Consider the following 14,236-nt stretch of genomic DNA (forward strand, 5'->3'; position numbering starts at 1 on the left):
CCGCACTGGCCCCGCTCGGCTCCATGGGGGGCCTGTTCTCCACCACCGTCCTGTACTCGATCGGTTCCGGCGTCGCCGTCGGTGGCGGTCTCGCCCTGCTGGTCGTCGCCGTACGCGGACTGCCCGCCAAGCCCGAGCACGAGAAGCAGCGGGCGAGCCGGCGCGCGAGCGAACTGATCCGCTTCGCCGGGCAGCGCGGCTCCGTCGCCGCTCTCGTCGGCCTCGCCGTCCTGCTGCTCACCCGGTGGGCGGTCGCCGGCATCGCGGCCGGTGTCCTCGTCTTCTTCTGGGACCGCCTCTTCGGCGGTGCGGCGGAGGAGCGGGCCGCGATGCGCCGAGTGGAGGCCCTGGCCTCCTGGACGGAGTCGCTGCGCGACACGATCGCCGGCGCGGTCGGCCTGGAGCAGGCCATCCCGGCCTCGGCGCGCGCCGCCGCCCCGATCCTGCGCCCCCATCTGGACGCCCTGGTCGACCGGTTGCGTGCCCGCACTCCGCTGCCCGACGCGTTGCAACTGCTCGCCGACGAGATCGACGACGCCTCCGCCGACATCATCGTCGCCGCGCTCATCCTCAACGCCAGGCTGCGCGGCCCCGGTCTGCGCCAGGTCCTCGGTGCCCTGGCCAAGTCGGCGCGCGAGGAGGTCGACATGCGCCAGCGCGTGATGGCCCAGCGGGCCTCGACCCGGCGCTCGGTGCAGATCGTCGTCGCCGTCTCCGTCGCCTTCGTGCTCGGACTGTCCGTCTTCAACCGCGACTTCGTGTCGCCGTACGGCACCCCGGTCGGCCAGCTGGTCCTCGCGGTCGTCTGCGGTCTGTTCGCGCTCGGCTTCTGGTGGCTGCGCAAGCTGTCCACGATCGAGACGCCCGAACGCTTCCTGGTGCGGGACGAGGCGGCGGTGCAGTTCGTACGTCCGCGCACGCCCGCCCAGCAGGAGGAAGGGGTACGCCGGTGAACCTGACGATGCCCGTCGTGGTCGGAGCGGTCCTCGGCCTCGGCGTCTACGCCCTCGTACGCGCCCTGATGCCGTCCCGGCGCAGCGCGGTCGCGCAGGTCGCGCGGATCGACGCGATGCGGGCGCGGGGCGCGGCGTACGAGACGCGGCACCAGGCCCGGGAGGAGACGGGCCGCTTCGGCGCGTTCCGCGCCCAGGTCGGCGCGCGCGTCGCCGAGTTCTACCTTCAGCACGGCTGGGAGCAGCGCTCGTTGCGCGCCGATCTCGCGGTGCTGGAGCGCAGCTGGGAGAGGTTCCTGGCGACGAAGGTGCTGCTGTCGGTCGCGGGACTGTTCTTCGGTCCGCTGCTGTTCGCCGTGGTCTACACGCTGGGCTTCGGCCGCAGCCCGGTCATCCCGGTCTGGCTGGCGTTGCTGTGCGCGGCGCTGTTCTTCTTCCTGCCCGATCTGGAGATCCGGCGGGACGCGGCCGACAAGCGCCGTGACCTGCGCCGCGTCATCGGCGCGTATCTGGACCTGGTGTCCATGAGCCTGGCCGGCGGCCGCGGTCTGCCGGAGGCACTGATGGCGGCGGCCGAGGTGTCCGACGGCTGGGCGAACCAGCGGATCCGCAACGCCCTCGCCGACGCCCGGATCACCGGCATCAGCCAGTGGCAGGCGCTCGGGCAGCTCGGCGAGGAACTGGGCGTGGAGGAGCTGAAGGACCTTTCGGCCTCCCTGGCCCTGGTCGCGGACGACGGCGCGAAGGTGCGCGAGTCGCTCGCCTCGCGCGCCGAGACCATGCGCCACCGCGAACTGGCCGAGATCGAGGGCAGCGCGGGCGAGAAGTCCCAGTCGATGCTCGTGGCCCAGCTGCTGCTGTGCGCGGGTTTCCTGGTGTTCCTGATCTTCCCGGCGGCCATGCGGGTGTTCCAGGTATGAGCCGCCGCCCCTGCCAACTGCCCTGAATTCGAGAGGAAACGACTGTCATGAACGGACGAGACTTCCACACCGGGATCCCGGCCGTGGACTTCCTGGTCGCCTTTCTGGGCGGCCGTGTGCAGCGCGCCCGCTCCGGCGAACTGGACCGTGGCGCCTCCGCGGTCGAGTGGGTCATCATCTCCGCGGTCGTCGTGGCGATCGTCGGCGTGGTGGCCGCCATCATCAACTCCGCGCTGAGCGAGGGCGCCAACAAGGTGGGCAACTGCATCAAGGGCGCGGACGCGGGCAAGACCTGCTGACCGCGCGTACGGCGATCGCGCGTGCGGCGAGTGCACGTGCGGCGAAGTGCACGTGCGGCGGGCGTACGTAGGACGTGCGCACGTACGACGCGCGTACGACGAGGAAGCGCAACGGGGTGGACGGGGATGCTGGCGGACGTGGGCGGACGGGTGCGACGCGTGGTACGCCGCAGGGTGCGGGCCGCGCGTGAGGCGGCGGCCACCGGCGGCGACCGCGGGATGACCGCGATCGAGTTCGTGCTGCTCACCCCCGTACTGTTCTTCATGATCTTCGCTACGGTGCAGTTCGCGCTGTACTTCTTCGCCGACCACGTCGCCCAGGCGGCGGCCCAGGCCGGCGCCCGCAAGGCCCGTGCCACGGCCGACGAGCAGCCCGGCGCCTGGCGGGGCGAGGCACGGAACGTCGTCGACGCCTACATCCGCCAACTGGGCCCGCAACTGGTGCTGTCGCCGGACGTGAAGATGCTGCAACCGGAGCAGAACACCGTGGGCGTGGAGATCTCGGCGCGGATCCCGACGGTGTTCCCGGGCCTGGACCTGACGGTGCACGCGCAGTCGTCCGGCCCGGTGGAGAGGTTCGTGCGGGAGGGCGGGAACTAGATGAACCGCCCTTCCTGGAGGCCTGTTTCGTCCGCCCATGACGACAGTGGCCTGTCCACCGTGGAGGTCGTGATCCTCGCTCCGGTGATGATCCTGTTCATCCTGGTGCTGGTGGCCTTCGGCCAACTCGTCGAGGGCCGCGGCGCGGTCGACGGTGCGGCACGTGACGCGGCACGCGCGGGCTCGATCCAGAAGGACCACGCGACGGCCATGGCCGAGGCGCGCAAGGCGGCGGAGGCGGACCTGGCGGATGTCTGCTCGGGACCGGTCTCGGTGGTGCAGACGAGCGCGGGCTTCGCCCCCGACACCCTGTTCACGGTCGAGGTCAGCTGCCAGGTACGCGGCCTGGCGTCGCTGGGCCTGAACATCCCGACGAGGCTGTCCGCGAGCTTTAGCTCTCCCCTCGATCCCTTCCGGAGGTCGGCGTGAGGCATGCCCGACTGACCTGGTGGCAGGCCCGTCGCTCCCGGATGTCCGACCGCGGCTCGGGCGCCGGCGCGGTCATCATCTTCGCGCTGGTCTTCCTCGCCCTGTCCGCCTTCGTCATCGACGGCGGCCTGTCCATCTCCAAGCGCGAACGGGCCGCGGACATAGCCGAACAGGCGGCCCGCTACGCCGCCCAGGACATCGACCGCGAGGCCCTCTACAACGACGAGGGCGGCCCGGCGCCGATCAACTACGGGAACTGCGACGCCCGCGTGAAGGCTTTCGCCCGGGAGATGAGCATGGCGGGCGCAGACATCGCCGCGAGCCACTGTGTGGCAGCCGACGCCGACCAGGTACAGGTCGAGATCCAGCTGACGTACTCGCCCGTCTTCACCGGCATGTTCTACGGCGGCAGCGTGGTCGTCCACGGTCGGGCCGTGGCCAAGAACGAGGTGGGGTGACGCCGACATGAGCGATCAGCAAGCGGACATAGACCGGATCAAGGAATGCTCAAGGGCGCTGAAGCGCATCCGTGACACCTTCGCCGAACGGGGCAACCCGGCTGAGGGGTTCGGCGTCGGGGAGATCGGCTCGCAGCGGATCCTCGACGCCTTCTCGAAGTTCGACAGCAACTGGAAGATCCACCGGCGAAAGCTCGCCGAGGAGCTGGAGTCGTTGCACGCCATCACCAAGACCGCGGCGGAGTCGTACGAGCAGATCGACCACGAACTCGCCGAAGCATTGCGGAACTCGGACAAGGACGGGCAGAAAGGGGCGAAGAAGTGACAGGTCGGCCCGCCGCTCACCGCTGGTCGGTGCTGGACGAGACGTCCGACCCGATACCCGGTGACCCCTACGAGGTCGCGAGGCTCGGCCGGCAGTTGCGTAAGACCGCCGAGGCCATCGAGAAGGAGGCCCGCGAGATCAAGGCGCTGGCCTCCGTCGAGAACTGGAAGGGCAAGGCCGCCACCGAGTTCCAGGATTCGGCGAAAGGCGCGGGCGACAAGCTGCGCAAGGCCTTCAAGCGCTACGACGAGGCAGCCACCGCCCTCGGCACCCAGGTGCGCGAGAACGTGTGCAGCAAGGAGTACGCCTCCGAACTGCATCGCGCCCAGCAGATGGCCGACCAGGCCCTGGGTGACGCGGAGCAGGCCCACGGCGACCTCTCCTCGGCGGAGCGCTCCCTCGACGGGCAGCCGGACGACACTCCGAAGGACGATCCGGACACCAAGAAGTACAACCGACAGAAGGAGCACGCCTCTTCCAGCCTGAAGGCGGCGAAGGAAGCCCTCCAGACCGCGAAGGGGATCCGCGACAACGCCGCGAAGGCGGCCGCCGAGGCGATATACGACGTCATCGAGGGCGACGGGCTGAAGGACGGCTGGAAGGACAAGTTCAAGAACTGGGTCCACGAGAACGCCGGCTGGCTCACGGAAGTCTCGAAATGGGCGGGGCGCATCGCCCTGTGGGCGGGTGTGGCGGCGCTCGCCCTCGGATGGATCCCCGTCATCGGACAGGTCATCGCCGCGGTGGCCAACGCGGTGGCCCTGCTGGCCAGCGTCGTCGCGCTCGCCACCGACTTGGTGCTCGCGCTGGGCGGCGAGGGAAGCTGGAAGTCGGTGTTCCTCGACGCCGTGGGCCTGGCGACCTTCGGCATCGGACGGGCGGCGATGGCGGGCGCCAGGGGAGCGGCCGCCGGGACCAAGGCCCTGGCGCGCAGCAACCTGTTCAAGAACGCCATCGCCTCGGGCTTGAAGTCGAACAGGGCGTGGAACCTGGCCAACCGCGGCGCCCAGGGAGCGATCCGCGGAAAGGCCGCGGCCAAGGCCCTGGCGGGCATGCCGAAGGGGAAGCTGCCGTCGTGGAGCAACCTCAGGGAGGGGTTCAGTCCGGTCTCCATGTACCGGGATACCGTCGACGGTGTGAAAGCGATCGGCGGCGCGTTCTCCAAGCAGGCCTGGCGTGACGGGGCCCGCGGTCTGGCCGGACCCCGTTCACTGGGCACATTGGACCCCGACCTCGCCAAGGCCGCGGCCGGTCTCAAGGGCATCGCACCGAACGCCCTGAAGATGCCGGACGTCGGCCATGCGCTGAGCAACTTCTCCGGACAGACCAACGTCTGGGCGGGCGCGACCGCCACCGGAGTGGTCGCGGGAGCCGAGGGGGCGTACGGAACGGTGACGGACCTCTACGACAAGGTCACCCGATGATCCCCGAGCCCGCGCTCAGGCCCGCTGCCTCGCGTGGCCCAGGCCTCGAACTGTGCCACCGGTCACGGCTCTACCTGGACGACGGCGACCTCGTACTGCGGATCCGCACGCGCACACGGCGCTTTCCGACCGGAGACGGCGGGATCACACGCGCGGTTTTCCTCGACGTCCCCGGTGACGACAAGGAACGTATGGGGCCTACGATCGAGGGCTCGTGGGGGGAGGTCCAGCTACAGGACCACGACGGTGCGCTGATCGGCTCCTTCAACACGGAGGACTGGTTGCCGGAGTCGCCCGCGATCCCGAAGCGATGGGTGAAGGGCGAGCAACTGCTCGACCGTACGGGGGTGGCCGCCCTGTTCAAGGCCGCGGGCATCCCCGTGCACGTGGTGACTGATCGAAACGACCCGCTGCTGGCGTCCGGGTCACGGCCGCGCGGAGCCAAGTCCCTTTCTCCGGGGGGTGAGTTCCCCCGGTGGTACTGGAGCCTTCGGGCCGTCGCCTTCGTCGTCTGGTTCGCCCTGTTCACGTTGATCCTGTTCTTCGAGACGACAGAACCCTGGGTCGTCCTGCTGCTCGCCGCCACCGCCCTCGTCGGCCCGGTGGCGCGGCTTGTCGTGCGGGCGTGGACCCGGCTGCGTCTGCGGGAGTGCGTCCCTGTCGTACGGGAACGGATCCGGCCGGCGCCCGTGGAGGGGATGGGAACGACCGTCAGGTTCTGCCGGGACACGGAGTTGCGAGTGCAGGACCGCGATCTCGTCCTGCGCGTTCTCGGCGGGCGGGAATACTGGCTTCCGCTCACCGGTCCGCACGCCCTGACCTCCCTGGTGCTCGTGCGCGACCGGACGGGGCAGCCGCTCGGCGTCGAACTGCGCGGCCCGCACGACCAGGTTCGAGCCGTACTTCTGTGGCGGCTCTGGTTCGGTGGTAGGGGTGGCGCCGACGGCTGGTCCAGGCTGCGTCGGACCGCCGGGCTGACCGCCTCGGAGCGCAAGCTGGCCGGGAAGGCCCCATGGCCCAAGGCGCTGGGGGCGCTCGGCACCGACCTGCTGCCCGACTCCGCAGGGACGGCACGCAAGCTGTCCCGCTTTCCCAGCACCATCGTCGGCCTGTCGTCCACGGCCCTCATGGCGTTCGGATCGTACTTCTCCATCGGCCAGGGCCTGTGGATCGAGGACGTACACCCCCAGGCGGCATTGGCGGCGATCCTCGCAGGTGCAGTAGGCCTCGTCCTTCAGGCGGTGCCCTACGCCGCACACCAGCTACGCAGTCGGCTCTGGCTGGAACGACCGGCACCGAATCAGACACCCACGGAGCAACCCGCATGAACCAGACCGAGGAGACCGGTGAGACCGAGGAGACCGCTCCTCCGGGCGACTACCGGCTGCTGCTTCCCGACGGGTGGTTCCGGATCCTCCTGGAGCCCGAGCAGCGGGACAAGGCGATCGACGCGCTCGTGGAGCGCCAGTTCCACGGCATCGACAACGCGCCGCACCTGAAGGAGGAACTCCGCAGGGACCTGCGGCGCCGCGGGGCCAAGGCGCACCGTAGCGGTGGCATCGAGCTGTACCTCAGCCTCCAGGAGGTCGGTCCCTTCACCATTCCCGCATCGCTGCTGGTCACCCTGGCACCACTGCGGCATCCCGAGCCGCTGCCGCTCGAAGCCCTGGCGCAGCGGTTCGCCGACGATGGCGAGGGCTCGGTGACCATCGAGGAACTGCGCTCGGGCCCCGCCGTCCGGGTCCGCAGGCTGATGCCGCAGAGCAGTGACGAGGAGGGCACCGAGCCCCCGCACAACTCGCTCACGGTGGAGTACCACCTCCCGATCCCCGGCACCACCGCGTTCCTGCTGCTGACCTTCTCCACACCGCTCGAGGCGATCGCGGACGCGATGGCCGAACTCTTCGGCGCGATCGCCGACTCGCTGACCTGGACGGAGTGACCGACACCATGACCGACGACCTCTCGAACCTCGGGCTGGAGTTCTCGGAGGACTGGGTGCCCTTCCCCGCCGCCGGGAGCGTGGACCTGGACTCCTGGGCCAAGCAACAGGGCGCGGAACTCGCCGAGCGATACGCGCAGGACGGTGCCCAGGGCGACGCCCGCCGCCTGGCCCGGGATCTCAAGCGCACGGTCGCCGACTGCTACACCCGCGACACACTGGCCTCCTTCGGCTGGTACGTGAGCGGCCACGAGACGGTGGCGGCCATCATGGAACTCGACGCCATCCACCCCGACGAGACGTTCCCCGAGGTCACCCTCGACCTGCTGGCGGAGCACATGACCGGCCACGACTTCGGCGAACCGGACGTCCGCCAAGTACGGCTGCCCCTCGGCGACGCCGTCCGCATCCGCCAGAACCTCATCGGCGAGAAGAAGGGCTTCTTCGGCCCACGCCCGGTGGTCCACACCGTGTTCTACGGCGTCCGCCCGGACGGCATGGAGACGGCCCTCACGATGCTGGTCTCCTGGACGGAACCGATCCTGGACGAGCCGGCCGAGCAGATGGCCGACAACATCGCGAAGACGCTCTCACTCTGACAGCAACCGCCGGTACGCCCCGATACGCCGACGCATGAAGACCCTGGAGGCTCCGAGCGCGAGCAGCAGAGCCGCGACCGTACCGGCCGCGACACGCAGTCCCGCGGCGTGCAGCTCACCGTTCACCAGCAGAACGAGAAGAACCACGAGCGGGATGCCGATGAGCCACGGCCGCAAGGGCTGCCGCCGTATCGCACCGTAGTAGTCGACGGCGATCCTGGCGTGCAGCAGTTTCACCTCGCGCCGCGCCTCCGGCAGCGTCAGCACCGGCACAGGCCAGGAACGCATCCCGGGCAGCCGACCGCCGTCGGTGGCATCGGGAAACCGTTCCCTTGTACGCGCGGCCCGCTCAGGCTCGTCCGGCAGGCGCCGGAAGACGAAGAAGGGCGTGCCGGATGCTCGCAGGTCCGGATCCAGGCCGTCGTAGCGGTAGCCGTACTGCTCGGCAAGGTACGAGTCGCGGACAGCTATGCGGGTGTGCAGGTCCGCTATCTCCACGCAGGTGTTGCCGTCACCCCCGCCGGAGAACGACGACTTCTGCCAGGTGCGGGCGTGGTCATGGTGTGCCTCACAGCTCCTTCGCCAGTCTGTGGATGAAGTCACGCGAACGTGTGGGCACGAGTGACGCCGCTTCTACGCACCCCTTCGAGATCAGATGTTGGGAGGAGGCCAGTCGATACCCGCCGCCTGAAGTATCCCCTGATACCTGGCCAGTTTGTGACGCATGGCAATGCGTACCACGCACAAGCAGAGGGCGTAAGCAGCCGATATGCCAGCGGCAACCAGCGCCGAGGTAGGAGTGATCCCTCTGATGAGCAAGGCCAGGAGGAGCCCGAGGGGGACAGCGAGAGCCACTCGCCAGAGCCGCTTCTTGCCGATTCCGCCGAGGAGATCTACTTGGATGCGCGCGTGCAAAAGGTCCACTTCCGGCCGGACCTCGGCGCGAGGTGTGAGGCCGTCGCCCCCTTGCAGCATCCCCGGGAACGGCCCGTTCGAAGGGGGCTTGGGTACTGGGCTTGAGTACGTGCAGCACGTTCCTCGGCGTCGGGCAGGCGGCGGAAACCAAAGATGGGGAAGCTTCTCCCGGATGAGGAGTAGGGGACCAGCCCCATGTGGCGGTAGCCGTACTGTTCGGCAACGTAGGCGTAGGCCGCCAACTGGTACTTGCTGGGCCAAGGGTTGATCAAGGTGTGCAACTGCACGTTCTGAGAGCCGTCCCTCATCAGCTCCTCGAAGTACTTCCGTAGGATCATTGCTAGGGGTTTCTCTTCTGGGGCGCCGGCACATCTCAGCGGTTGATCGACTGGATTTCCTGGACGTTCATGTCCTGGGTCGTCTCGAAGGTGCCGTCGGGAAGGTCGCCCTTGGCGCCGCCGGTGCCTTGCCAGGTGATCTGCCAGGTGATGGATGCCTTGAGGCGGTACGGCTGCCCGTTCGTGGCACGGAGGTACCTGATGCCGCACGGCGGGGTCTTGTCCGCGTTGCCCTTCTCGTACGGGGTGCCGATCGAGCCGTCGCCGTTGATGGTGCAGTTGCCGGAGGCTGGGTAGGTCTCGGCGTCCTCGGTTCCCGGGGTCAGGTGGAGGGCTACCGGCTTGGCCGTGGTCTCGGCCCAGAGGCCCGTGTTGGGCAGTTCGGCGCGGACCTTGACCTCCTTGAACCTGCCCTTGTCCAGCCAGATCCAGGTCGGGAGGTTGACGGTGGACTTGGCGTCGGGCTTCACCTTGATCTCGGTGTCGGGGACCTTGATCTTGTCGTAGGCGTACTCGGCAAGGGTTTTGGGGGTGGGGGAGTTCGGGTCGTTCGGGAGGTTGCCCGCGTCGACCCAGAACATGATGCGACCGCAGTCCCAGGAATTCGGGTCGGCGGCGTTGGGGGCGACGCCGCGCCAGAAGTAGCCGCTCTGGCCGAGGTTGTAGTTCTTGTAGCCTTCGGCGGAACTGTTGATGGGTTTGTGCGCATCGAAGTTGTCGGCAGGTTTGCCGTCGCGGTAGTGGTCCGTCCACAGTTCCTTGCCGAACCAGGACTCGTGGATGCCGACGTCTCCGCCACCGTCCGAGTCCACGAACTTCTTGAGCCCGGCCGGGGTGAAGGCCGGCTCGTACCAGCAGGCTGGCGGCTTCCAGTTGGGGTCGACCGTACCGAGGTTGCCCCGCTTGCCCCCGCCGTTTCCGCCACTCACGTAAGTGATCCGGATATGGGAGACGGAGGCCTTAAGGCCTCCCTTGCCATCAGTGCTGCCGCTCGGCTGATCGGCCGACGGTACGGTGGTGTTGCCCTCGGGGCCGTCAGCGTACGCGTTGCTCCCGGACCCGAGTACGGCTGCGGTTGCCAGAACGGCGGACCAGCGCAGAGCACGTACGAGGAGCGTCATCGCTGACACTCCTTGACACGGCCCTGCACTTCGATCTGCAGAACCTTCCAGACCTTCTCGGACCCCTGCGGGGGCTTCATGAAGAGACGGAACTCCTGATAGGAGTTGAGGCTCTCCTTCGTGTATCTGATCTTCTGCGTCTTGACGTTCTTGCCATAGAACTTGCTCTGGTCCCGGCACATCGTGACGAGCACGCCACGGGACGTGCCGACGTCGTCGGTCCTGGCCTTGTAGTAGCTGTCAGTCCCAGTGGCAGTCCACTCGTCCTTCACCCATGCCTGGATCTGGTTTCGGGCGTACTTGGTGGCGATGCCGAGCGAGTAGAACTGATAAGCCGGATCTTCGGGGTCCTGGGCCGTGATGCCGTGGTTCAGGGCCAGGATGTAGTTCTTCGCGCTGTCGAGGGCTGCCGCATGACGGGTGTCGGACAACCGCGTGACGTCGAACTGGACCTGCAAATCGCTCGGCAGGCTCAGGTCGGGTTGGCCGGAACCGGCGGACGCCGAAACCGTAGGCGTAGCCGTCCCCGTGTCCGCCCCCTTGATGTCATCGGACTTGGCGCCCCCGCCCCCGCCGCACGCGGTCAGCGTGAGGGTCGCGATGGCGGTGAGTGCGGTAAGTGCGGTGGCGGTTGCGGGTAGGGCGCGGCGGGCCACGGTGGATCTCCCCCGGAGGACGACGACGTGTGCAGCGGACAACGAAGCTATCAGGGGCGACAGGAGGGGATTTGGGTGCTCGGCGGGGGATTGTGGGGGAAGTCGAGAGGTATGGCGTGGCTGTTGTGAACGGCGTGGGGGCGTCCGAAGTTGACGGGCGGAAGCTGTGTCGCCCCCGTCAATAGGATCTCTGTAGGCTCAGTACGCCCCATTTACCGCACCCACTTCACACACCATCAGGACACCCGCCATGCCGCGACGCCGTAGTTCAAGCTCGACGGGAAGCCCGACGGGAGGCTCGACGGCCCCGAGGAACCGGACGCCGCAGCCGGTGCGGGTGCGGCGGCGTACGGCCGGGGACTTCGTGAAGGCGTTCCTCGCCTTCCTGGCCCTGCTCGTCCTGCTCGTCGGCGTGCCGCTGGCGCTGGCCACGCAGATCGGATGGCCGCTGCCGCACGGCGTGCCGAGCCTGGACTGGCTCCAGCAGGAGATCACCGTCCAGACCTTCCTGAGCATCCTGACGGTCGTCGTCTGGCTCGCCTGGGCGCAGTTCACCGCCTGTGTGCTCGTGGAGATGAAGGCCGCGCTTTCTGGCGTCGGGGTGCCGGGGCGGGTGCCCGGAGCCGGCCCCAGCCAGCTGCTCGCGCGGCAACTCGTCGCCGCGCTGCTGCTCGTCGGGGCCACGGCCGCCAGCTTCACGCCGGGGCTGTCGCAGCTCGGGCACGGCCTGGAGGGGAACCAGAAGGGGACCGTCGCCGCCGCGCAGCAGACGCCGGGCGGGCTGTTCGGACAGCAGCGGGAGCAGGCCGCGAACACCGCGGCGGCCGTCGCCGAGCAGGCCGCGACCGCTGCCGCGAAGGCGGAGGCCAAGCAGGGCGACACGAAGTACTACCGGATCCAGCCGCCCGAGGGGCGCCACCACGACTCGCTCTGGGAGATCGCCCAGCGGCACCTCGGCGACGGGCGCCGGTACAAGGAGATCCACCAACTCAACAAGGACCGGGTCCAGCCCGACGGCTCCCGGCTGTCCGAGGCCAGCCTCATCCGGCCCGGCTGGATCATGGAGATGCCCGCGGACGCGCACGGCGGCGAACTCGTCGAGATGCCCGACGGCGCGCCGGGCGTCTCCGAGCAGGTGCGGCAGCAGATCCACGACTACGCCAAGACCGGCGACCACGCCCAGGGCGGGGGCGACCACGCGCAGGGCGGCGGCCATCAGCAGGGCGGTGGCTCCCGCGCCTCCGTACCCGCCCAGCGGCCCGCCCCCGACGCCGGGCAGGACCGGCAGCAGCACGCCGACGACAGCGCCGCCACCCCCGCCTCCTCCGGGCGTTCCTTCGGACTGCCCGAAGCCCTCCTCGGCGCCCCGCTCCTCGCCGCCGGTCTCCTCGGCGCACTCGGCCACCGGCGCCGGCAGGCACTGTGGCAGTCGGCGCTCGGCGCCGTCGGCGGGCGGCGCGGCATGGAGCCGCCGACGCCGACCGGGGACGCGCTGGACGTGCAGGACGCGCTGCTGGTGGGCGCCGACCCCGAGGGCGTACGGCGGCTCGACCGGTCCCTGCGCGCCCTCGCCGCCGCCCTCGCCGCCGAGTCCCGGCCGCTGCCCGTTGTCTACGCGGCCTGGCTCACCGGAGGCGACCTGCACCTCCAGCTCGCACAACCGGCCGGCAAGCCGCCCGCGCCCTGGCAGACCGGGCAGGACGAGACGTTCTGGATGCTGGCGCGCGCCGACGCCGAGCAGTACGAGGACGCCGACACCGCCGCCCCGTACCCCGGGCTGGTCAGCCTCGGCACCATGGACGACTCCCGCCTGCTGCTCAACCTGGAGGCCGTGCCCGGCATCGTCTCGCTGAGCGGCCGCGCCTCCGACCGGGCCGCCGTGTTCGCCTCGGTCGCCGCCGAACTCGCCACCAACGGCTGGTCGGACCGCATGACCGTCACCCTCGTCGGCTTCGGTCAGGACCTGACCCCGCTCGCTCCCAACCGCCTGCGCCACCTCGACGGCATCGAGGCGCTCCTTGAGACCATGGAGGCCGAGACGCGGCAGCGGCGCGGCGCGCTGGGCGCCGCCGGGCACGACTCCGTGCTCACCGGTCGCACCGGGCCCGCGCAGCACACCCGTTGGGCCCCGCACCTGGTGCTGCTGGCCGCTCAGCCCTCGGCCGAGGACGCCCGCAGGCTCGCCGAACTCGCCGCCGACGCCAGCCGGTTGGGCGTCGGCTACCTCGTCGGCACCGAGTCCGACGAACTGCCCGGCGCCGCCTGGGAGATGGAGATCACCAGCGAGGGCAGGCTGCTCGCCCCGCTGCTCGGGCTCGAACTCGACGCGCAGATGCTGCCGTCGGCCGAACAGCAGGCGGTGGTGGAGCTGTTCGTCGAGGCCGACCCGGGGAGCGGGTCCGAGGGGCCGACGCCCACCCCGCCGTTCCTCGTCGACATCAGCGAGCAGGGGCGGCCCGCGGTGTACGCGCGGCTCGTTGGCCCGTACGAGATCATCGGCCTCGACACCCCGGACGACGAGCGCAGCGCGCTGCTGCACGAGGCGCTGGCGCTGCTGCTCCTGCACCGGGAGGGCGTGCATCCGCGGGTGCTGTCCTCCGCGCTGTGGCCGCGCGGTGTCACCGACGACGTGCGGGACGCGCTGGTCGAGCGGCTGCGCTCCTGGCTCGGCACCGACCCCGACGGCACCCCCCGGCTCGGTACGGACGACACCGGGCGGCTCACCCTCGCCAAGTCCGTCGTCTCCGACCTGGACGTGCTGCGCTCGCTGTACCACGAGGCCACGCAGGGCAAGGGCGCGGACAACCGGGCCGTACGCGGCCGGCTGCTCACCGACGCGCTGGTGGTGGTGCGCGGACCGCTGCTCGCCGACCGGCCCGAGGGCCGCTACCGGTGGCTCACCCACGAGATCGTCGACGCCCAACTGCCCCTCATCGTCGCGGACATCGGGCTCGCCCTGTCCTCCTTCCACCTGGAGAGGGACCGCGCGGAGAAGGCGATCGAGGCGCTGGACGCCGCGCTGCGCACCGCCCCGTCCGACGAGCGCCTGTGGAACGAGCTGCTGCGCGCCACGCACGCCACCGGTGACACCGCCCGCCTCGAGGCGCTCGCCGCCGACCTCGTCGGCCGCGGCGGCGCCCGCGGCCTGCCGCCGCGTACCGAGGCCCTGCTCGACGAACTGCTGCCGGCCTGGCGCAGCGCCGTCGCCGCGGCGGGATGAGTACCGTGCCGTCGACCGGTCTGCCGCTGGTCGCCGC

General features: G+C 69.9%; 14 protein-coding genes and 1 pseudogene. 12 read left to right on the forward strand and 3 right to left on the reverse strand.

Going from position 1 to position 14,236, the window contains the following annotated elements:
* Positions 1–23 precede the first annotated feature (23 nt).
* The 11 genes from ACWEK3_RS05980 to ACWEK3_RS06030 all read left to right on the forward strand — a co-directional run bounded on the left by ACWEK3_RS05980 (position 24) and on the right by ACWEK3_RS06030 (position 7,949).
* Positions 24–953 (forward strand): type II secretion system F family protein, encoded by a 930-nt coding sequence (locus ACWEK3_RS05980; protein WP_376402253.1) that lies wholly within the window; start codon positions 24–26, stop codon positions 951–953.
* A complete protein-coding gene (locus ACWEK3_RS05985) occupies positions 950–1,873 on the forward strand; it encodes a type II secretion system F family protein (protein ID WP_361418210.1) in 924 nt (307 codons plus the stop codon). The genes ACWEK3_RS05980 and ACWEK3_RS05985 overlap by 4 nt, the downstream gene beginning before the upstream one ends.
* A 47-nt stretch (positions 1,874–1,920) precedes the next feature.
* Entirely contained in the window at positions 1,921–2,172 is a 252-nt protein-coding gene (locus ACWEK3_RS05990; protein WP_453249048.1) for a hypothetical protein, read from the forward strand.
* A gap of 126 nt (positions 2,173–2,298) precedes the next feature.
* Entirely contained in the window at positions 2,299–2,772 is a 474-nt protein-coding gene (locus tag ACWEK3_RS05995; RefSeq protein ID WP_450540623.1) for a TadE family protein, read from the forward strand.
* A complete protein-coding gene (locus ACWEK3_RS06000) occupies positions 2,773–3,201 on the forward strand; it encodes a TadE/TadG family type IV pilus assembly protein (RefSeq protein ID WP_450540625.1) in 429 nt (142 codons plus the stop codon). It begins immediately after the preceding gene.
* Positions 3,202–3,242: 41 nt separating this feature from the next.
* Positions 3,243–3,659, forward strand: a complete 417-nt coding sequence (locus ACWEK3_RS06005) for a pilus assembly protein TadG-related protein (protein WP_453249080.1) — start codon at positions 3,243–3,245, stop codon at positions 3,657–3,659.
* Positions 3,660–3,666: 7 nt separating this feature from the next.
* Positions 3,667–3,984: a hypothetical protein gene (locus tag ACWEK3_RS06010; protein WP_361418201.1), complete on the forward strand. Its 318-nt coding sequence runs from the start codon at positions 3,667–3,669 to the stop codon at positions 3,982–3,984.
* On the forward strand, positions 3,981–5,408 hold the full coding sequence (locus ACWEK3_RS06015; RefSeq protein WP_453249049.1) for a putative T7SS-secreted protein: 1,428 nt from the start codon (positions 3,981–3,983) through the stop codon (positions 5,406–5,408). Before ACWEK3_RS06010 ends, ACWEK3_RS06015 begins: the two co-directional genes overlap by 4 nt.
* Positions 5,405–6,736 (forward strand): hypothetical protein, encoded by a 1,332-nt coding sequence (locus ACWEK3_RS06020; RefSeq protein WP_450540630.1) that lies wholly within the window; start codon positions 5,405–5,407, stop codon positions 6,734–6,736. The genes ACWEK3_RS06015 and ACWEK3_RS06020 overlap by 4 nt, the downstream gene beginning before the upstream one ends.
* Entirely contained in the window at positions 6,733–7,350 is a 618-nt protein-coding gene (locus ACWEK3_RS06025) for a hypothetical protein (protein ID WP_450540632.1), read from the forward strand. The genes ACWEK3_RS06020 and ACWEK3_RS06025 overlap by 4 nt, the downstream gene beginning before the upstream one ends.
* An 8-nt stretch (positions 7,351–7,358) precedes the next feature.
* A complete protein-coding gene (locus ACWEK3_RS06030) occupies positions 7,359–7,949 on the forward strand; it encodes a hypothetical protein (RefSeq protein ID WP_453249050.1) in 591 nt (196 codons plus the stop codon).
* 453 nt (positions 7,950–8,402) lie between these two features.
* Here ACWEK3_RS06030 and ACWEK3_RS06035 read toward each other — a convergent pair.
* The 3 genes and pseudogenes from ACWEK3_RS06035 to ACWEK3_RS06045 all read right to left on the reverse strand — a co-directional run.
* Positions 8,403–8,492: pseudogene (locus tag ACWEK3_RS06035) on the reverse strand (DUF397 domain-containing protein); the annotation flags it as partial.
* A 745-nt stretch (positions 8,493–9,237) separates the two neighbouring features.
* Complete coding sequence (locus tag ACWEK3_RS06040; protein WP_453249051.1) at positions 9,238–10,323, reverse strand: hypothetical protein; 1,086 nt, start codon at positions 10,321–10,323, stop codon at positions 9,238–9,240.
* Positions 10,320–10,979: a hypothetical protein gene (locus tag ACWEK3_RS06045; protein WP_453249052.1), complete on the reverse strand. Its 660-nt coding sequence runs from the start codon at positions 10,977–10,979 to the stop codon at positions 10,320–10,322. The genes ACWEK3_RS06040 and ACWEK3_RS06045 overlap by 4 nt, the downstream gene beginning before the upstream one ends.
* 250 nt (positions 10,980–11,229) lie before the next feature.
* Between ACWEK3_RS06045 and ACWEK3_RS06050 the strand changes: the two genes are divergently transcribed.
* Positions 11,230–14,199, forward strand: coding sequence for a BTAD domain-containing putative transcriptional regulator (locus tag ACWEK3_RS06050; protein ID WP_450540639.1), 2,970 nt, complete (start codon positions 11,230–11,232; stop codon positions 14,197–14,199).
* Positions 14,200–14,236: the final 37 nt, after the last annotated feature.

The organism is Streptomyces sp. NPDC004721, from assembly GCF_053601495.1.

Bases quoted from the DNA above. Each gene is read 5' to 3' on its own strand.
- ACWEK3_RS05980 (WP_376402253.1), top strand. From the start codon at position 24: ATGGGGGGCCTGTTCTCCACCACCGTCCTGTACTCGATCGGTTCCGGC.
- ACWEK3_RS05990 (WP_453249048.1), top strand. From the start codon at position 1,921: ATGAACGGACGAGACTTCCACACCGGGATCCCGGCCGTGGACTTCCTG.
- ACWEK3_RS05995 (WP_450540623.1), top strand. From the start codon at position 2,299: ATGCTGGCGGACGTGGGCGGACGGGTGCGACGCGTGGTACGCCGCAGG.
- ACWEK3_RS06000 (WP_450540625.1), top strand. From the start codon at position 2,773: ATGAACCGCCCTTCCTGGAGGCCTGTTTCGTCCGCCCATGACGACAGT.
- ACWEK3_RS06005 (WP_453249080.1), top strand. From the start codon at position 3,243: ATGTCCGACCGCGGCTCGGGCGCCGGCGCGGTCATCATCTTCGCGCTG.
- ACWEK3_RS06010 (WP_361418201.1), top strand. From the start codon at position 3,667: ATGAGCGATCAGCAAGCGGACATAGACCGGATCAAGGAATGCTCAAGG.
- ACWEK3_RS06020 (WP_450540630.1), top strand. From the start codon at position 5,405: ATGATCCCCGAGCCCGCGCTCAGGCCCGCTGCCTCGCGTGGCCCAGGC.
- ACWEK3_RS06025 (WP_450540632.1), top strand. From the start codon at position 6,733: ATGAACCAGACCGAGGAGACCGGTGAGACCGAGGAGACCGCTCCTCCG.
- ACWEK3_RS06030 (WP_453249050.1), top strand. From the start codon at position 7,359: ATGACCGACGACCTCTCGAACCTCGGGCTGGAGTTCTCGGAGGACTGG.
- ACWEK3_RS06040 (WP_453249051.1), bottom strand. From the start codon at position 10,323: ATGACGCTCCTCGTACGTGCTCTGCGCTGGTCCGCCGTTCTGGCAACC.
- ACWEK3_RS06050 (WP_450540639.1), top strand. From the start codon at position 11,230: ATGCCGCGACGCCGTAGTTCAAGCTCGACGGGAAGCCCGACGGGAGGC.